Source organism: Nonomuraea sp. NPDC049625 (genome assembly GCF_040675285.1).
GTDB lineage: Bacteria > Actinomycetota > Actinomycetes > Streptosporangiales > Streptosporangiaceae > Nonomuraea > Nonomuraea angiospora_A.
In genome coordinates this window covers 189801-206555 of sequence record NZ_JBFAOQ010000005.1, presented here as the reverse complement: position 1 = coordinate 206555, position 16755 = coordinate 189801, and the positions used below count along the sequence as shown (strand labels likewise).

The 16755-nt window shown below is 68.4% G+C and carries 20 protein-coding genes; 10 read left to right on the top strand and 10 right to left on the bottom strand.

Annotated elements, in window-relative coordinates; all coding sequences use genetic code 11:
- Positions 1-392 precede the first annotated feature (392 nt).
- The 3 genes from AB0J87_RS23505 to AB0J87_RS23495 form a co-directional block, all read right to left on the bottom strand.
- Positions 393-938 carry a hypothetical protein gene (locus AB0J87_RS23505; protein ID WP_363968252.1) on the bottom strand — a complete coding sequence of 182 codons (546 nt, stop codon included), beginning with the start codon at positions 936-938 and terminating at the stop codon, positions 393-395.
- 286 nt (positions 939-1224) lie between these two features.
- Entirely contained in the window at positions 1225-1812 is a 588-nt protein-coding gene (locus AB0J87_RS23500) for an HD domain-containing protein (protein WP_363968250.1), read from the bottom strand.
- Between the two features lie 165 nt (positions 1813-1977).
- Entirely contained in the window at positions 1978-2895 is a 918-nt protein-coding gene (locus AB0J87_RS23495) for a helix-turn-helix domain-containing protein (RefSeq protein ID WP_363968248.1), read from the bottom strand.
- 139 nt (positions 2896-3034) lie between these two features.
- Here AB0J87_RS23495 and AB0J87_RS23490 point away from each other — a divergent pair, with 139 nt between their 5' ends.
- A complete protein-coding gene (locus AB0J87_RS23490) occupies positions 3035-3676 on the top strand; it encodes a DsbA family protein (RefSeq protein WP_363968246.1) in 642 nt (213 codons plus the stop codon).
- 46 nt (positions 3677-3722) lie between these two features.
- Entirely contained in the window at positions 3723-4373 is a 651-nt protein-coding gene (locus AB0J87_RS23485) for an NAD(P)H-binding protein (RefSeq protein WP_350741353.1), read from the top strand.
- A 360-nt stretch (positions 4374-4733) separates the two neighbouring features.
- Here AB0J87_RS23485 and AB0J87_RS23480 read toward each other — a convergent pair whose 3' ends face one another.
- From AB0J87_RS23480 to AB0J87_RS23470, 3 genes are all read right to left on the bottom strand, one after another.
- Positions 4734-4964 (bottom strand): hypothetical protein, encoded by a 231-nt coding sequence (locus tag AB0J87_RS23480; protein WP_363968244.1) that lies wholly within the window; start codon positions 4962-4964, stop codon positions 4734-4736.
- 107 nt (positions 4965-5071) lie between these two features.
- A complete protein-coding gene (locus AB0J87_RS23475; RefSeq protein ID WP_363968242.1) occupies positions 5072-5998 on the bottom strand; it encodes an NmrA family NAD(P)-binding protein in 927 nt (308 codons plus the stop codon).
- Between the two features lie 570 nt (positions 5999-6568).
- Entirely contained in the window at positions 6569-7021 is a 453-nt protein-coding gene (locus AB0J87_RS23470; RefSeq protein WP_363968240.1) for a helix-turn-helix domain-containing protein, read from the bottom strand.
- Between the two features lie 92 nt (positions 7022-7113).
- Between AB0J87_RS23470 and AB0J87_RS23465 the strand changes: the two genes are divergently transcribed.
- The 3 genes from AB0J87_RS23465 to AB0J87_RS23455 are packed head-to-tail and all read left to right on the top strand — an operon-like array spanning position 7114 to position 8989.
- Positions 7114-7707 (top strand): dihydrofolate reductase family protein, encoded by a 594-nt coding sequence (locus AB0J87_RS23465; protein ID WP_363968238.1) that lies wholly within the window; start codon positions 7114-7116, stop codon positions 7705-7707.
- Positions 7704-8624 (top strand): NAD(P)-dependent oxidoreductase, encoded by a 921-nt coding sequence (locus AB0J87_RS23460; protein ID WP_363968237.1) that lies wholly within the window; start codon positions 7704-7706, stop codon positions 8622-8624. Before AB0J87_RS23465 ends, AB0J87_RS23460 begins: the two co-directional genes overlap by 4 nt.
- Positions 8625-8680: 56 nt before the next feature.
- Positions 8681-8989 (top strand): putative quinol monooxygenase, encoded by a 309-nt coding sequence (locus tag AB0J87_RS23455; RefSeq protein WP_363968235.1) that lies wholly within the window; start codon positions 8681-8683, stop codon positions 8987-8989.
- A 665-nt stretch (positions 8990-9654) separates the two neighbouring features.
- On the opposite strand, the gene AB0J87_RS23450 is transcribed toward AB0J87_RS23455, so the two are convergent.
- Positions 9655-10179, bottom strand: a complete 525-nt coding sequence (locus AB0J87_RS23450; protein WP_363968233.1) for a hypothetical protein — start codon at positions 10177-10179, stop codon at positions 9655-9657.
- Positions 10180-10610: 431 nt separating this feature from the next.
- On the opposite strand from AB0J87_RS23450, the gene AB0J87_RS23445 reads away from it, so the two are divergent.
- Complete coding sequence (locus tag AB0J87_RS23445) at positions 10611-11015, top strand: hypothetical protein (protein ID WP_363968232.1); 405 nt, start codon at positions 10611-10613, stop codon at positions 11013-11015.
- On the opposite strand, the gene AB0J87_RS23440 is transcribed toward AB0J87_RS23445, so the two are convergent.
- Both AB0J87_RS23440 and AB0J87_RS23435 read right to left on the bottom strand, forming a co-directional pair.
- Positions 10964-11545 (bottom strand): carbonic anhydrase, encoded by a 582-nt coding sequence (locus AB0J87_RS23440; RefSeq protein ID WP_363968230.1) that lies wholly within the window; start codon positions 11543-11545, stop codon positions 10964-10966. The two genes, AB0J87_RS23445 and AB0J87_RS23440, sit on opposite strands and share 52 nt — an antisense overlap.
- Before the next feature lie 291 nt (positions 11546-11836).
- On the bottom strand, positions 11837-12436 hold the full coding sequence (locus AB0J87_RS23435) for an HD domain-containing protein (RefSeq protein WP_363968228.1): 600 nt from the start codon (positions 12434-12436) through the stop codon (positions 11837-11839).
- Positions 12437-12533: 97 nt separating this feature from the next.
- Between AB0J87_RS23435 and AB0J87_RS23430 the strand changes: the two genes are divergently transcribed.
- Positions 12534-13466: a helix-turn-helix domain-containing protein gene (locus AB0J87_RS23430; RefSeq protein ID WP_363968226.1), complete on the top strand. Its 933-nt coding sequence runs from the start codon at positions 12534-12536 to the stop codon at positions 13464-13466.
- A 217-nt stretch (positions 13467-13683) separates the two neighbouring features.
- On the opposite strand, the gene AB0J87_RS23425 is transcribed toward AB0J87_RS23430, so the two are convergent.
- Positions 13684-14115: an STAS domain-containing protein gene (locus AB0J87_RS23425; RefSeq protein WP_363968224.1), complete on the bottom strand. Its 432-nt coding sequence runs from the start codon at positions 14113-14115 to the stop codon at positions 13684-13686.
- Positions 14116-14268: 153 nt separating this feature from the next.
- Between AB0J87_RS23425 and AB0J87_RS23420 the strand changes: the two genes are divergently transcribed.
- From AB0J87_RS23420 to lgt, 3 genes are all read left to right on the top strand, one after another.
- Complete coding sequence (locus AB0J87_RS23420) at positions 14269-14595, top strand: helix-turn-helix domain-containing protein (protein ID WP_355212670.1); 327 nt, start codon at positions 14269-14271, stop codon at positions 14593-14595.
- 227 nt (positions 14596-14822) lie between these two features.
- The gene (locus tag AB0J87_RS23415; RefSeq protein ID WP_363968222.1) at positions 14823-15227 is read left to right on the top strand and encodes a hypothetical protein; all 405 of its coding nucleotides are present in this window, start codon (positions 14823-14825) and stop codon (positions 15225-15227) included.
- Positions 15228-15842: 615 nt separating this feature from the next.
- A complete protein-coding gene (lgt, locus tag AB0J87_RS23410) occupies positions 15843-16739 on the top strand; it encodes a prolipoprotein diacylglyceryl transferase (RefSeq protein ID WP_363968220.1) in 897 nt (298 codons plus the stop codon).
- The last annotated feature ends 16 nt before the right edge of the window (positions 16740-16755 follow it).

Sequence of the window (16755 nt, the reverse complement as noted above, 5' to 3'; positions counted from 1 at the left end):
GCAGACGACGCTCAAGATCGTGAGCCGCCCGCGAATCGACCGCGGGCGCAATTTCGACAAATAGCTGCCCACACCCCCAAAGTAGTGAAACAGTCCTGGACCAGGACAATGCTGGGGGAAAGCCTCGGCCAAGTCTCCGCGGATGGGCACGGCCTGCTCATGGGCTTTCCCCGCCGCCCGCCGCTTCCTACGCCGCCAACTGGCGCCGGTGATGACCATCACGACGCCGAGCAGGACCGCCCTGCACCGCCGAGTCCCGCGACGGAACGAGCCCGCCGTGCTCGACCCGCCGCCGATCGACGGCAGCCGTTTCATGGGCGTACGCCGGACGGCGGGCCCGTCTTTGCCGGGCGTGGCGCGCGGACCGGGACGGGAGCTGCGGCGGGGCAGCCTCAGGGCACGTCCGGTTCCACGGCGGCCCGCTTCGCCGCAGACACGCGCCGTCCGTAGGACCACGCTCCCACGACGAGAGCACCCCCGAGCCCTCCGAAGGCCAGCCCGCCAAACAAGATCATCCACGTCACGTCCCCGCTGCTGGTGAAGGGCGCCGGTGGCGCGAACCGCGGAATCACCCCGACAACGCTGAGCGGCGCCAGGACCAGCAGCACAACCCCGTACACGCCGAGGCACAGCCCCACCCCCCAGGCCGGGACCAGGGGCAGGAAGGCGGGCACCCGCCGCCCGGCGAGAAACAGGGTCCACCGCGGAAAGACCATTCCCCACCGATGCACCAGCCCAAGAGCGAGAAACACGCCAAGCAGCGCCGCCAGCACCGTCAGGTCAATGCCAACGGCCGCCAGCGCCTGATAGACGGCATCCCCATCGCTCTCGACCCCCCGCAGCCAGGCCTCCCCGCTCACTCCAAGGGCATCACCGCCCAGAGTCCACACCGTCTTCACCCCCGCCCACGGCAGGAGCCCGCACAGCAGCAGATACACCGCCCTCCGAACCCGCAGCGAAGCAGCCACACGCCCTCCCGACGTCGAACATCCGTGACACCGCAAGGCTCCCGTCAAGGGCCGATGGCGCGCCTCCCTCGTACGAGGGAACCCATTCACTCCACCGGGTGAAGGGAGCGATACGCTGTACGGCAAGCGATGCACCGTACGAACATCGGAATTCCGAACTGGTGCCGGCGATGTGGTGGGGCGCGGTGATCTCCAACGTCAAGCTGGCTCGGCCCGGGACCGCACGGTCAACAGGTCATGTGCGGGCTCTCAGAGGTCACGCTCCGGCCTGCCGCCGGCGCAGCAACTCGGCTGCGATCGAGTACGGCGGTGCCGCGGCCCGGGATCGGGAGGCATGCTCGACGATCGCGTCCGTGACAGAGCGGTCGTCGGCGGGCCGGGGGTATGTGGCGTAGACCTGCTGGAGCATCGCGGCGCCGAGGTCGGTGAAGACGCCGGCGTCGGAGAAGACACCCTTGTGCGTCAGGTAGGTCAGCAGCCCGCGCCGGTCGGCAATGCCCAGGGAGGAGTGCAGGGCAATCGCTTCCCACACCCGGTCGACGTCCGCCGTGGCGATGCCGTGCTCGGTCAGCACGGATGCCGCCAGATCGGCGCCTTCCACTTCGAACCGGGCCTGGCCGGCCGCGAGGGTGCCCAGCCCCAGATCGTGCATCACGCAGGCGGCGAAGAGCAGGTTCTCGTCGTAAGCCGCATCGTTCAGGCAGCCTTCCTGCTCGGCCAGCAGGCGGGCGAACAGGAAGCTGCGGATGCTGTGGTCGGCGATCGGCGCGCTCTCCGTCTTCTGTACGAGGGCGAGGCCCGCCTCGGCCAGCGGCCCCGTGGGCAGGGCGAATATGTCGTTCATGCGCCGAAGGTATGAGGGCGGAGCAAGAACGAGAAGAGGCCCGAGTGCCATGCATCGCCAGGATCGGGTCACGCCCGGTGTGTGCCGCGTGATTGATCGCGCCCAGGGAGCGCACCGCGCCTCGTTCTTGGTGGACGGCGCCGCCTGAAGGTATGTCTGGCGGCTTCAGCGGGCGGCCCGGGCCGGGCGGTACCGGCTACGGAAGGTGGCTGGTGTGGTGCCGGTGCGCTGGACGAAGTACTTGACGAAGTTGCTGGCGTCGAGGAAGCCGAGGCGGGCCCCGATGCCCGCGACGGGTTCTTCGCCGTGGGCGAGGAGGCGTTTGGCCTCCAGCACGACGCGACGGTCGATGAACTCCTTGGCGCCGACGCCGGCCGCGGCGAGCGCGGCCCGGGTCAGGGTGCGCGGCGAGTATCCGAGGGCGCGTGCGTAGTGTGCGACGTCGCGGGCCTGGGTGAAGCCGGTTTCGACGGCGGCGCGGAAGCGCTGGAAGGTCTCCGCGTGCTCGGCGGGCAGGGTGCCCACGGGTGCGGTCAAGTGGGTCAGGCGCAGCAGGAGCACGGCGAGCAGCCGCTGGAGGATGGCGGAGCGGGTGGGGGCCGGCATGTGGGTGGTGCCGTATTCGTGGGCGAGGTGGTCGAGGGCCCGGTGCAGGGCGGGGGCGTCCTCTGCGGTGATCTGCCACAGGGTACGTCCGAAGGGGTCGTCGAGGCGGACGTCGGCGGCGGTGGCGGGGTCGAGGAAGTCGGGCTGGAACAGCACCACAGTGCCGGTCGCCGCGCTGAGGTCGCCGAAGCGCTGTACCTGGCCGGGGCGGACCCACAGCCAGGTGCTGTCGGTGGCGGCGTAGTCGGCGAAGTCGATCATGTGCCACAGCAGCCCCTGTTCCACCGTGAGGAGCAGGTGGAAATCCGGGCGCTGTGCGCGGCCCGCTCCCTCGGCGTCCCGGGCGCCTTCCGTCCCGCCGTGGCGATGCAGGCGGCGGCGCAGCTCGGCGATCGGCATCACTTCGACACCGGCCGCGCCGGCCGCCGGCGGGACGTACTGGATCTCCGGGATCGCTTCGTGTCCGTTTTTCACCACGACGAGACCTCACCGTACCTGGGCGGAACCTTTCGCGGCTCCTATGGTTGAACTCAGTCGAGAGCATATGCGACGGCAAGGACGTCGCAGCTCCCGGCCGATATCGATGACTGACTTCTACCAATGTCAGGAGGCCCGAATGACAGACCGTTTCCGTCTGACGTACGCGTTCGACGCCTACTGCGGCTGGTGCTACGGCTTGGGCCCGGCGCTGCGGCAGTTCGCCGACGGCAACGCGGACCGTATCGATCTGCGGGTGTTGTCCGGGGGCCTCTTCTCCGGCCCGCGCGCCCTGCCCGTGGCGGCGTACCCGCACATCCCGGCCGCCAGCCGGCGCATCGCCGCCGCCACCGGGGTCACCTTCGGGGAGGGCTACAAGCACGCCCTGGCCGAGGGGACCCTGGTGCTGGACTCCACCGACGCCGCCGTCGGCCTGGTCGCGTTGAGCCGCCAGGCTCCCGGACGCGTCCTGGAACTGGCGAGCGCGCTCCAGCGCGCCTGGTGCGTCGACGGCCACAGCCTCTCCGACCTCGACGTGTACCGGTCCATCGCCACCGGGCACGGCCTCGACGCCGACGCCGTCGCCGAAGCCATCCTCGACCCGGCCACCCGCACCGAAGCCGAAGACGGCTTCCGGGAACTGCGCCGGCTCGGCGTCGACGCCTACCCGACCCTGCTCCTGCACACCCCCACCGGCATCCACCGGCTCGGCGGGCCGATCTCCAGCGCCCTCGAGCTCACCGAGGCCCTCGACCGGCACATGGCCCCCACCTCCGCCTGACCACCCCCCCGAACCACCACAACAGATCACAAAGGAAAACACTGCCATGACGAACATCGCTGTCTTCGGCGCCAACGGCACCATCGGCTCCGCCATCGTCCGCGAGGCCCTCGACCGCGGCCACACCGTCACCGCCGTCGTCCGCGACCCCGCCAAGGTCACCGAACACCACGCGAACCTGACCGTCACCACCGGCGACGTCCTCGACGTCCAGTCGGTCGCCGCCGCCGCGAAGGGCGGCGACGTCGTCGTCAGCGCTGTCGGCGGCGGTGACGGCCCCGGCCACATCGCCACCATCAAGCCTGCCGCCGTCGCCCTCACCGAAGGACTGCGGACGCTCGGCGGGCAGGCACCCCGCCTGATCACCGTCGGCGGCGCCGGGTCCCTGCGCACCCCCGACGGCAAGCAGGTGTGGGACGCCCCGGGCCTGCCCGACTTCCTGCTGCAGATCATGCACGCCCACGGCGACGCCCTCGACTACTACCGGACCGTCACCGACGTCGACTGGACCAACATCAGCCCCGCGGCCATGATCGAGCCCGGCACCCGCACCGGCAGCTACCGCACCGCCCTGGACGACCTCATCACCGACGACGACGGCAACAGCACCATCACCGTGGAGGACTACGCGGTCGCCCTCGTCGACGAGATCGAGCAGCCCAGGCACCGTGGGCGGCGCTTCACCGTCGGCTACTGACCGACAGGCGCACAGCCTTTTCGGCCCGCCACGGCTCTTGCAGCCTCCGGCCCGGCAACGCGGGGAACTACGCACAACGACCGGTGAGGGATGCCCGCCTGGACGACATCGCCGATGCTTCCGTTGCCGCGAAGTTCCCCGCGGCGGCCCAACCGCCGTGTGATGGCAGACAGCCGTTCGCCGCGGGCAATCACGACAAAGGTCGCCCCCCAGAGATCCGGCTCGCCGAAGATCCCCGCCGCCGCCCTCACCGAGCTCCAGGGCACGGGGCACCGCTTCCGTGCGGGGCTGCCCGGGGGCTGGACGAGCTGTGTTTGAGCCCCGTAGCGGCTTCAGGCATGGTGTCGGCGTAGTCGTCGATCACATCGATGCGGAAGAGGCCCGGCGCGGTGGCGAAGCCCACGACGGAGCTGACGTGCCCGGAACGCAGGCGCCGCAGTAGCGGCAGCACGGCGCGCGCACCGTGGCTTCGTTGGAATCTTCCTCGGCGGCGAGCAGGCCGGTGCCGGCGTTGTTGACCAGGACGTCGATGCGTCCGAACCGTTCGACTGCCGCCTGGATGCTCCCGGGGTCGGTCACATCCGACGGCACGGACAGTTGTCCCCATCGGGGAACTGCTCGCGGATGCCACCACCTGATGTCCTGCCGCGAGCTCCGCGCGTGATTTCCAGGCCGAACCCACGGGACGATCCTGGGTTTCAGGCGGTGCGCAGGTCGAAGGCCGCCCGGTTCTGGGCGACGAAGCTCTCGACATCGAGGGGGTCGGTGCCGCCGATCTTCTTCACGACATCGCTGGTGCCGGCGAAGATGCCGTTGCGGTAGTCGACCGCGACGGCGAGAAGGTGCTGGATGAGGTGTTCCGAGGCGCCGCGGCCCTCGAGGATGGTTCTGAACTCGTCGAGGCTGATGGGCACGTAGGTGACCTGACGGCCGAGCGCCTGCGACATCTTCTCGGCGATCTCGTAGTGGTTGAGCTCCACCGGCCCGTACAGCGGGTAGATCTTGCCGGCGTGCGGGGCGGGGTCCTCCAGGATGGCCGCGATCACCCTTGCCTGGTCGCTTTCAGCGATCGGGGCATGGCGTCCGTCGGCGAAGGGCAGCCGCAGTTCGCCGGTCCCGTCGGCCCAGGTGTTGATCAGCCACTGGGCGAAGAAGGTCGGACGGATGTGGGTGACGGCCACCGGGAAGCGGTCCAGCACACGTTCCGCGACCCAGTGCTGGCGCGCCGCGTTGCTGGCGGAGTCGCGGCGGGCGGAGATTTGCGACATGTTCACGATCGCCTGTACGCCGTGCTCCTCCGCAGCCAGGGCCACGTTCGCCGTGGCGTCCATCAGGCCGGGAAGGATCGGGTAGGTGAAGTACAGGGCCTCGATCCCTTTCGTCGCCTCCGCCAAGGAGTTGAGGTCGAGGACGTCGCCTTCCACGATCTGCGCCCCGAGTCCGGCGAGCCTCTCGGAGCGCTCATCGACCCGGCGGACGAGCGCGCGGACGTGGTGGCCGCGCTGAAGCAGCAGTTCGGCGGTGTGGCGACCGGTCTTTCCGGTCGCCCCGATCACCAGAAGATTGCGTTCCATCACGGTTTCCGTTTCTGGAGAAGTGCGGAGTCCTTTGCGCGGGCGCCGCACGGACTCAGTGCGCGGTCGTGCGATGTCCGTCGGGCAGGCGGAACAGCTCGAAGAACTGCCGAGCGGCTCCACGACAGGTCGTCCTGAAGCCACCGCGTCATCGACGGTGACCTGCCCCTTCGCGAGGGCGTAGAACGTTTCCTTTTCGCAGATCAGGCGTCACCGGCGCCGGGCCGGTCTCCACCCGTACCCGCTCGCCGTCGCCCTGCCGCCGACCCGCAAATGCGCGGCTTTCCCGACTGGATACCCGGGCCGCCTTGCGGCGGCGGGCCTCCGGGAACAGATGCAAATATCACCGAACTCGCGATGGCGTTCATCACCGATGACAGTCCACATCGGCATCTGTCGGTCGAGCGGCGGAGCCGCGAGACTTCTCGGCAACCGGAAGGAGCGCAATCATGATCATCGATCGCACTGCGCCGCGGGCCGGAACCGAGGCGGTGGCTCGGTCCCGCGGTGTTCCCTCTGTCGTCGCCGCTGGTGTCCGTGGACGTGTTCGTGCTGTGGCCGGCCCTACCTCGTCGCACGGGAGGGCATGTGCCTCCCGGCGAGCTGGGGAACCGGTCTCGATCACGTGGCCGCTCCTGGGCCTGGCAGCAGGTCGACGTCGCCGGCGTGCATCGGCTCGCCGCAGTGGGCGCAGCGCAGGTCGGTACGGCTGATCTCGCCGCATGCGTGGTGGCGGTAGAGCACGGGCGGTCCGGCCTCGCCCGCGAGCCATTTGTCGCCCCAGCCGGCCATGACCATGAGCAGGTCGACCAGTTCGGTGCCTTTGACGGTCAGGTGGTACTCGTGGCGTGGCCGGTTGTCGTAGGGGCGGCGTTCGAGGACGCCTTGGCCGACGAGGTGGTTGAGGCGTTCGGTCAGCACTTTGCGGGAGATCCCGAGGTCGGCCTGGAGGTGGTCGAACCGGTTCAGGCCGGCCCATACGTCGCGCAGGATCAGGGGTGACCAGGGCTCTCCGATGACGTCGAGGGTGCGGGCGATGGAGCAGGCCATGTCGCCGAAGTTGGTGCGTTGCATGGGATCAGTCTACCCATTGGAGTTCCCTTAAGGAACTTCAAGTGTTACGGTCATAGAGTCTCTTCAAGGAACTCCAGAAAGGAATTGCCGCCATGAGCAAGGTCATCGCCGCCCACGCGGTGTCGGTCGACGGCTACATCACCGGCCGCGACCCCGGCGCCGGACGCGGGCTGGGAGACGCAACGATGCTGTTCGACTGGTACTTCAACGGCGACACACCCAGCCGGGTCTTCGACGGGTTCAAACTGAGCGAGCCGAGCGCCCGCGTCTTCGACGCTCTCGCCGCACGTGCGGGCGCGGTCGTCGCAGGGCGCAACACCTACGAGGATTCCGACCGTTTCGGAGGCGGCAGCCCACACCCGAAAGCCCGGCTCGTCGTCCTCAGCCACCGGGCCGCGCCGGAGATGACCGACCGGCAAACCCTCATCACCACTGGCATCAAAGACGCGATCGCGGCGGCTCGCGAGGCCGCCGACGGCCGGGACGTCGGCCTCATGGGCGGCGGCGTCACGACCGAGGCCCTGAAGGCAGGGCTCGTCGACGAGGTGATCCTCCACCAGGTACCCATCCTGCTCGGCGGCGGCCGCCCCTTCTTCCAGTCGCTGCCCGAGCACGTACACCTCCGTCTGCTGGAGGCCGTACCGGCACAGGGTGTCACCCACCTCCACTACGAGGTGGTCCGATGATCCTCGTCACCGGCGGGCTGGGCATGATCGGCGCGCACACCGCCCGCGCGCTCGTCGACCTCGGACACGAGGTCGTCGTCACCGCACACCGCCGGACCGAGGTCCCGTCGTTCCTCGCCGGCCGGGTCAGCGTGGAGCCTCTCGACGTCACCGACTGGGACGCCTTCCTGGCCCTCGCCGATCGCCACGACATCAGCGACGTCGTCCATCTCGCCGGCAGCATCCCCGGAGAGGACCCGGTCCGCTACTTCCGTACGGACACGATCGGCCTGCTCAACGCGCTGGACGCCGCCCGCACGTGGGGCGTGCGCAGGTTCGCCGTCGCGAGCAGCCTCGGCGTGTACGTCGGCCGGAGCGAGACCCGCTGGCACGAGGAGCTCGCGCTGCCCACCGCGAACCTGCCGCACCTGATCGTCGCCTTCAAGAAGGCCGTCGAGCCATTGACCACGCACAGCCTCCAGGGCAGCGGCGTCCAGCCAGTCGTGCTCCGGATCGGGAGCATCTGGGGGCCGCTGATGGACCCGGAATCACCGTTCAACCACATCCCGCCGTACATCAGCGCCGTGCTCCGCGGTGAGAAGCCGCAGCCGCTGTACGCCGACGACGGCGGCGACAGTTGCTACGCACCCGATGCCGGGCGCGCGATCGCCCTGCTGACGACCGCGGAAACCCTGCGGCACGACACCTACAACGTCTCCAGCGGCCGACCGTTCACCAACCGCGAGCTTGCGGACGCCGTGCAGGCGATCACTCCCGGCCTGCGGCTCGACCTCCTGCCCGGACGGCAGACCGGCCCCGGCGACAACCCCTACCTCGACACCACCCGGCTCACCCACGACACCGGCTTCGCACCGGCCTTCGACACCGCCAAGGCGGTCGCCGACTACGTCGCCTGGCGCGCCGACAACCCCCGCTAGAACCCCCACCCGGATCCGGCTGCAAAGAGCGGCCGGCCCAAGATCAGGAGCATCTGATGTACGGGGCACTCGTCAGGCTCGTCATCAAACCAGGAAAGCGATCGGAGTTTCTGGAGCTTTCGCGCTGGAACACCCAGGTGGTCAGGGAATCCGAGCCGGGCACGCTGCGACTCGACCTGTGGGAGGTCGAGACGGAACCTGACGTGATGTACGTCTACGAGGTCTACACGGATGAGGCCGCCTTCGAGAGCCACATCAACAACGGACCGGTGCAGAAGTTCGGTGAGATCATGAATGACCTGGTCGAGGGCTGGACCATGGTCATCCCCTTCGGACACAGCACCATGTCGAATCTGGACGAGTGACCTGGAGCCGACAAGAGCCAGGCCACGACCCCGGCGACAGGCGCGGCTGGCCTCGATCACCTGTCGTTGAACGAGGCAGGCACGCCGGCCGGGCTCGGCGAACGCATCGCCACCGGTGAAGCCTGACGCCAGAGGCACGCAGCCGCTGTTGTTCACGCCGGCACTGACGCTGCAATCACGCAAACTCGCCATTCCCGGCCAGAACGGCCCTGTTGCGTGCGCCGCCGACCCATGCCGGCGCGGACTCGCCGCTCACAAGGACCGGCTGCTGTCCCCAGCCGCCTGCCGACACCTGGGCAGCGTTCGCTACGCGCTGGTGAGGCCAAATCCTTCGCTGACAACGCCACTCGCTTCGGCTCGGTCTGTGAGGTGATCCGCGCGAATGGGCGGAAGAAGTGCTGGCCATCCAGGGTTCGAGGTCCCTTCTCACAGGTCAGAGCGCGATGATCTCTTCAGGTAGGTGAGGCACGTGGATCGGCCTTCAAGGCGTTTCCCCGGTGTTCGGCAAAGCCCACGATGCCGGTAGAGGTCGACATCGGCGGAACCGGCGGAATGGTGGAGCTGGCCCGGTAAGGCGTGCAGGCCACGGCGAGACCCGGCCGCCTGATCTCACGATCAATAGGTCCCTGCGGAGACGTCCGCAGGGACCTATTGATGATCATGTCTTAGGGCTCGACGAGGCCGACCGCGAACGCGTAGTCGTCCAGGGTGAACTGAGTGATGCCCGTGATGCGCAGGGCTTGCACCCGGACGGTGTAGGTGCCCGGGCCCAGGGGAGCAGAGAAGCGCTCGAGGGCGTGGGCCTCCTCGACGCCACCGGGGCTGTCGAACCTGTAGTCCGTGCTCGTGACCGGTTGCAACTCGGTGGTCGTCCCCGCGGAGTTGATCACGACGATGCGCACGGAGCACCATGCACTGGCGTCGCCGGCGCAAATGGACTCGGCGGTGAAGCGGGCGTCGACGAATCGCGTCGTCCCTGAGGGCACGGTGACGTTGACAGACGCCGTCGGGATGTTCCCCCAGGCTCCGACCGTCTGGGCGGTCCATGGGCTGCTCTCCCCGGTGTAAGACTGAGCGCTGGTCTGCGTGCCGGTCTGGGAACTGGACACGGCGTCGGCGGCGGTGATCGTCAGCGCGAGAGCGCCGGACAGCGCTGCCGTGGCGAACGCGGCCTTGATGAGTCTGGACAACGGGGTTCCTCCCTGCTTGCGCGAAGCCGCGCGCTCCGCGATGGGTCGTTGCTGGAACCACGCTGACGAGAATTCCGTGGCCGGTGAAGCCCTGGCCGAATCATCCGTACAAGTCCGTACAAGCACCCGCCCGCCCCTGCCCGCGCCGGCGCATCGGCCAGCCGGTCGGCGGCGTACCTGTCATCCACCTCGGCCCGGACACGCAGCTCTTCGTCGCGTCTCTACGCGGCCCGCAGGCCGGCCAGCGCACAGGGGTGGCCCACCTCGGCCGGCGCACAGGGGCGGCCACTTCGACCGGCCGCAGGACGGCCGCCCTGCGGCCCAGGCCATGCCAGGCCACGCCGGGGCGCGTCGGGCCACGTTGGGCCAGGCCGGGCCACGCCGGGCCACGCCGGGCCACGCCGGGCCACGCCGGGCCACGCCGGGCTAAGGTGACCGGCTCGCCGCCCGCCCGCTCGCTCAGTTCGGCCAGCCGGCCGCAGGCCCGACGAATCCCGCTCTGCTTCACGAACCGCCTTGTGGACACAACCGGGCCCGACCGTGCGCCCCACCGGGTGGCGGAGGCAAGCTGGGATACCGCCACCGACCGGGCGCTCGGCAGCCAGGCCGCCGCCTCGTGCACGCTTTTCTTCCTGCGAGCAGCGGCGCGGCCGCGTTCTGGTCTACGGCGTCCCGGAAAGCAGTTCGACGGCGTGTTCGCCTTCACCGACGCCACCGCGACCCAGCACAAACCCAAGCTCACCATCACCGTCGCCCCGATCATCCCGCCGCACGTGCACTTGGATTACGGAACGTCCCGGACGACCTCTGTCAGCTCGCCGGAATCGATGTCGTAGAAGAGGCCGTGAATCTCAACGTGCTTCGGCGTGCCTGGGCTGTTGCGGATCAGGCTTACGTCGTAGTTGAGTGATTTCTCGAAGTCAGCGATGCAGATGCCGTCCCAGTCGTACGCAGACGAGATATCGGTGTGCTGTTCACGTTTCCACGCATCGATGATCCCCTCCTCCGTGAATGAGGTACCGCCGCAGAAGGAGTGGTGTACGACGACAACCCGCTCGATTCCGAAGAGGTGCTGGGAGACCGTGATCGAGCGAAGAGCATCCGCTGCGCGTCCACCCCCGACGATGAGGGGGAACACCGTCGCTGTAGAACCTCTCTTTCTGCCTGCCTCGTCGAGGACAAGGTCACCAGGGTAGACCTCGTCACCGAAGTAATCGGCCACTGCCTGCGCAACGCCGGCTGCCCGGGGGTCAAAGCAGTAGATGGCGATCGTCCTGACGGGAATCGAACTGGTGACGATCTCCCGGACTGCCGGCTCGCTGTAGCCCGGCTGCCCTCGGAATGTGAATTCGACAAAATCCGACATGCTTAACTCCGATTCTTGCGGTACAGTCCCGGGCTTTTCGCGCAACGCCCGGGATACTCAAAACCAGGGTGAGTCTTCGGCAACCTGAATGCTGCGCAGGTCGAGGATTTCGGCGATGGCGTCGGTGCCGTGGAGGACGGCTTCCTGGTTGGAGGGGACGGGTCGAAAGGCGACCCTGTTCAGTCGACGGAAACGGTCACCATGAAGCCGGTGCCGAGGGCCTCCGCCTACTCCACCCACGGGCCATTGGCTACGCCACGCTCCATGAAGGTGACTCCATCTGCTTCCCGCTCACGCGCCAGGTGGTAGGCGATCGCGTACGGGGGCGGCGGTCTCGGAGCGGGCTCCGTGGGCGAGGACTTCGCCGGTCAGATGGCGGACCATCTCGAGCCGTGGGTAGGCGGCATGGATCTGCCTCTGTTCCTTGGCCACGAGGTCGAAATGTTTGCCGAAATCTATCCAGATGCCTTCGTAGGTGAGGTAGGTCAGCAGCCCCATTCGTTCGGGGATCTGCGGAGTGGTGTGAAGAGCGATCGCCTCCCAGACCCGGTCGACGTCCCGGGCGGGAGCGCCGAGGTCGGTCAGCACGATGGCGGCAAGATCGGCGCCTTCCATCTCGAACCGGAGCCGGCCGGGTGCGTCGGGGCCTGTACCCAGGTCGTGCATCACATGGGCGGCGAAGAGGAGTTCCTCGTCGTAGTCCGCGTCGTTCAGGACGCCTTTGTGGGCGGCGAACAGGCGGGCCCAGTAGAAACCGCGAATGCAGTGGTTGAGCACAGACGGATGCACCGCAGCACGCGCCGCGGCGAGGCTTGCCTCAACCAGCGGCCCGGCAGGAAGAGCGAGTACCTCGTTCTGCAGGCCTTCCGAGAGTGCGGGGATGCCGGTCATGACGCGACACTATGAAACCGGCCCTCCTGCCAAAAGTGGCACGGATGCCAACCAGCGCTACAGTCGTGCCACTATGACAAACAGACACCACGTTGCGGTGCTCGTACTGCCCGGTGTGCTTCCGCTCGAGTTCGGTACCGCGACGCAGATCTTCGCCATGGACCCCCACTATGAGCTGACGGTGTGCGGTGACACCGACACCGGCCTGGTGCCAGGGTTCGGCTTCGCGATCACCGTCGCGGCCGGCCTCGAGGCGCTGGACGACGCCGCCACTGTGATCATTCCGGGTTACGACCACATTGACGCGACCCTGTCCGCTGAGCTTCTGGCGGCACTACGAGCAGCTCACGCCCGAGGCGCCCGACTCGTCTCCATCTGCACCGCGGCCTTCGCCCTGGCCGCGGCCGGGCTGCTCGACGGGCGCCGCGCGACCACACACTGGCGGCACGCCGAGCAATTGCGTCAGCGCTACCCACTCGTCGATGTCCTGCCGAATCAGCTCTACGTCGACGACGGCGAGATCCTCACGTCCGCCGGCGTGACCGCGGGAATTGACCTGTGCCTGCACCTGATCCGCACCGACCTGGGCGCCGCAGCAGCGAACACGCACGCACGCGATCTCGTCGCGCCGCCACGGCGACGGGGAGGCCAAGCACAGTTCATCGAACAATTCCGCCCCGAAGCGAGCGGAGATGAACTCGCACCTCTGCGGGAGTGGATGCTTGACAACCTTGCGACGCCCCTGACCGTCGACCAGCTCGCCGAACGCGCCCATATGTCGCGGCGGACACTGATCCGCCGCTTCCGTGAGGAGACCGGCACTCCGCCCATGGCCTGGCTGACCGACGCTCGCATTGACCGGGCACGCGAACTGCTGGAGGCGACCACCGTGCCCATCGAGCAGATCGGCCGCCTGACCGGTCTCGGCGCTCCCGCTTCCTTGCGGGCCGCATTCCATCGGCACCTCGGCACCTCCCCTCAGGAATACCGGATCCTGTTCCGCCACAAGGACGAGATGGCGGACGCATGATCCCGGGATGCCCTTGAGTCGCCCGACTCGACAGATGCGGGCCTTCTGGGGCGACAGTTGCCAGCACGGGACTATGACCTCGCGCCGTCCTTGCCCCCGGACCTGTCCGATGCCCGCTGGGCGTAAATGGAGCCGACACCGACGGCCTGGCGAGCCGCACGCATGCAGGCCCGTGCGCGATCACCGTCGCCGAGCCGCCGATGGCCAGAGCGTCAGGTCATGCCGCGGACCGCGGCATGGGATCGATCAGATCGGCGGCCAGCAGCGCCTGATCGAGCCCGGAATGGGTGCGCAGCAACTGACCGACGCCCGTGATCTCCAGGATGCGCCTCACCCGTTTGTGCGGGGCGGCCAGGTGCAGGCCGGCGCCATGCTCATCTTGACGGTGGTGCTGCTGGATGAGCAGATGCAGGCCGGAGCTGTCCATGAAACTCACCCCGGACAAATCCAGCACCAGGGGCAGGCCGGCGTCCGGATGCTCACGCTCGATGTAGGCGGTCAGTTGGGCGACTGTGGCGGCATCCACCTCGCCCACCACCTCGATGAGGGTGCCGCCGATCAGGGCTCGGCTGGTCAGATGTAGCGGGATCACGTCAGTCATCCGTGCGGTCAGGTCCTCGGCATGGCGGCCGTCCGCCTGCTCAGACATCGCGTATCCGCCTCCTCGATCGGTACGGGGACTTTGGTGCCGTTCTCAACCGTAAACCCTGAAGAAGGTTACATGAAATAGCTTTCATTATAAACTCTGATGCCAGCCACTACCCGACACCGTCCGCCACCACGGACTGAAAGCGTGAGCGCCATGCAGCCCGGTCACGAGACCCCGGCCTGGACCTTCCTGACCCACCACGCCCGCGTGCTGCTGGAGATCGCCCGCAACCCCGAGGTACGGCTGCGCGAGATCGCCTCCTGGATCGGCATCACCGAGCGCACCGTACAGAGCATCGTCAACGACCTGCACGATGCCGGATACCTCACCCGCGAACGAGTCGGCCGCCACAACCGCTACACCATCAACACGGACCTGGACTTCCGCTACCCCACGGAGGCCGGCATGCCGGTGCGCCGCCTGATCGCCATGTTCACCGACCGCGACCTGCCCGACGGCCCGCCGTCGCACCAGCCGTAGACCGCTACCTCGCCGGCCCGGCGGCCGATGTGGCGGGTTGGTCGTCGTCTTCCAGCGCCCGGTACGGCGTGGAGCGGCCGACGCCTACCTCGCGGGCGAAGGTAACGCGTTCGTCACTATGCGTCCTGCTCATGGTGGTTCGGGAGCACCCTGGAAGCATGTCGAAGACGGCAGCAGGATCCGGACACGTCCCACGGTCACGGGGCAGACGGCGGGCGGTCATCGCCGTGATCGTCGCGATGACGGCGTTACCGGCCGTGGGATTGATCGGCTTCTTCGCCGACCCGCTACGCCTCCCGCCGGACGTGCTGGGCGTGCTGGATCAGCGGGCCAGCGTGATCAGCATGTTCATCGGCGCGGCCGGACTGGTGGTCGCGGTGGTGGCACTGCTGCTGCAGCTGCGCGCCGACCGTACCCAGCCGACCGCTGCCGCCGCTGACCCAGCGGATGGCGTGCCCGAGACGCCGCCTGGCATGTCGGCTTCGGGGGAGCGGTCGATCGCCATCGGCGGGGACAATACCGGCGTCGTCTCGACGGGGGATGGCGCGCGCAATGTGCAGATGCGGGCGCAGGCTTCGGGGCAGGGCCGGGTGTATCAGGCCGGTGGCGACCAGACCATCAACGAACGATGACCACGACCCCGTCGGCTGACTCCCCAGCCCCGCTCCCGCGTGGCGTCCGTCCGGGTCAGTGCGGTCGCCGTCGGGCCGTGGCCGACCGTGGTCTGTTCGGCGTGTACGGGTCGGGCGACGACGGAGACGGAGCTCTGGCGAGCAGCATCGTCGAGCCATCGAAGAACCGCTGTCAGGTAGGGCGATCATCCCGGACTGTGCTGTGTGCGGTCGTGATGTCGACGGCCGGGCCGCCTTCGGCTATGGAGGCCGCAATACCGTCGGGTGTGACCGCCAGAGCGTGGGAACGCCGGGCCCGATGGTGGTCGTTGTGGCCGTCCGGCGGTTGGTCTTGTCCAGCTCCCGGCACCTGCTTGGTGCGCTGCCGTTTCTCCTCGCGCAGTTGCAGGGCGTGAGTGGCGGCGGCCGTCTTCTCCGCGGCTTCGACGATCAGGGTCCAGGCGGCGGTGACCTGCCGCCCGAGCCCGCCTTGGGCCTGGGCGGAGGCCGGGGGAGTAGCAAGCGCACGGCCAGCGGATGCCGCACCGGTTCGGCTACGCCGCGTCACATCGCAGATGGCTCGCGATCAGGTTACGAAGGCGGTCAAGGGGCCTCGTGTTGGCTAGCCTCACCGGCATGCCTCTCGCCTCGATTCCCAGCCCTTCCGAAGGGGTCTGGTATCTCGGATTCATCCCGATCCGGGCCTACGCATTGTGCTTCATCATCGCGATCGGCTTCGGCATCTGGCTGAGCGAGCGCCGTTGGCGCGCCCGCGGCGGCGAGAAGGGCACGATCGGCGACCTGGCGGTCCCCGGAGTGATCTTCGGCCTGATCGGGGCTCGCCTCTACCACGTCATCACCGACTGGCAGACCTACTTCGGCCCGCGCGCGATCAAGGAGCCGTACCAGGCGCTGTTCATTTGGGAAGGCGGGCTCAGCATCTGGGGCGCGGTCGCCCTGGGAGGCGTGGGCATGTGGCTGGCCTGCCGCCGCCGGGGGCTGTCGCTGGCAGCCGTGGCCGACACGGTCGCGCCCGGCATCGCGTTCGGGCAGGCGATCGCCCGCTGGGGCAACTGGTTCAACCAGGAGCTGTACGGTAGTCCGACCACGTTGCCGTGGGGCCTGGAGATCGACCAGGCGCACGGCGGCGAGCCAGGCGTGCTCTACCACCCGACCTTCCTGTACGAGTCGCTGTGGGACGCGGCGCTCGGTTTCGGACTGATCCTGGCCGGCAGACGGTTCACGCTGCACCACGGCCGCCTGTTCGCCGTCTACGTCGCCGGCTACACGTTCGGGCGGTTCTGGATCGAAGGGCTGCGGATCGACCCGGTCGGCGGGGTGGACCACGCGGTGACGCTCCTTGGGCTGCGGATCAACCAGTGGACCTCGATCGTGCTGTTCGTCGGCGCGCTGGTCTATCTCTGGGTGGCTCGTAACAAGGACAACGAGGAGATCGTGGTGCCGGCCTCACAGGGCAAGGCCTCGCACGAGGAGAGCGGCGGGCAGGTCTCCGATCCGACCGAGAGCACCTGACGCGACCGACATGCGA

Coding starts and splice junctions, on each gene's coding strand:
- AB0J87_RS23500 (WP_363968250.1), bottom strand. CDS start 1,812: ATGAACGACATATTCGCCCTGCCCACGGGGCCGCTGGCCGAGGCGGGC.
- AB0J87_RS23490 (WP_363968246.1), top strand. CDS start 3,035: ATGACAGACCGTTTCCGTCTGACGTACGCGTTCGACGCCTACTGCGGC.
- AB0J87_RS23485 (WP_350741353.1), top strand. CDS start 3,723: ATGACGAACATCGCTGTCTTCGGCGCCAACGGCACCATCGGCTCCGCC.
- AB0J87_RS23470 (WP_363968240.1), bottom strand. CDS start 7,021: ATGCAACGCACCAACTTCGGCGACATGGCCTGCTCCATCGCCCGCACC.
- AB0J87_RS23465 (WP_363968238.1), top strand. CDS start 7,114: ATGAGCAAGGTCATCGCCGCCCACGCGGTGTCGGTCGACGGCTACATC.
- AB0J87_RS23460 (WP_363968237.1), top strand. CDS start 7,704: ATGATCCTCGTCACCGGCGGGCTGGGCATGATCGGCGCGCACACCGCC.
- AB0J87_RS23455 (WP_363968235.1), top strand. CDS start 8,681: ATGTACGGGGCACTCGTCAGGCTCGTCATCAAACCAGGAAAGCGATCG.
- AB0J87_RS23440 (WP_363968230.1), bottom strand. CDS start 11,545: ATGTCGGATTTTGTCGAATTCACATTCCGAGGGCAGCCGGGCTACAGC.
- AB0J87_RS23435 (WP_363968228.1), bottom strand. CDS start 12,436: ATGACCGGCATCCCCGCACTCTCGGAAGGCCTGCAGAACGAGGTACTC.
- AB0J87_RS23425 (WP_363968224.1), bottom strand. CDS start 14,115: ATGTCTGAGCAGGCGGACGGCCGCCATGCCGAGGACCTGACCGCACGG.
- AB0J87_RS23420 (WP_355212670.1), top strand. CDS start 14,269: ATGCAGCCCGGTCACGAGACCCCGGCCTGGACCTTCCTGACCCACCAC.
- lgt (WP_363968220.1), top strand. CDS start 15,843: ATGCCTCTCGCCTCGATTCCCAGCCCTTCCGAAGGGGTCTGGTATCTC.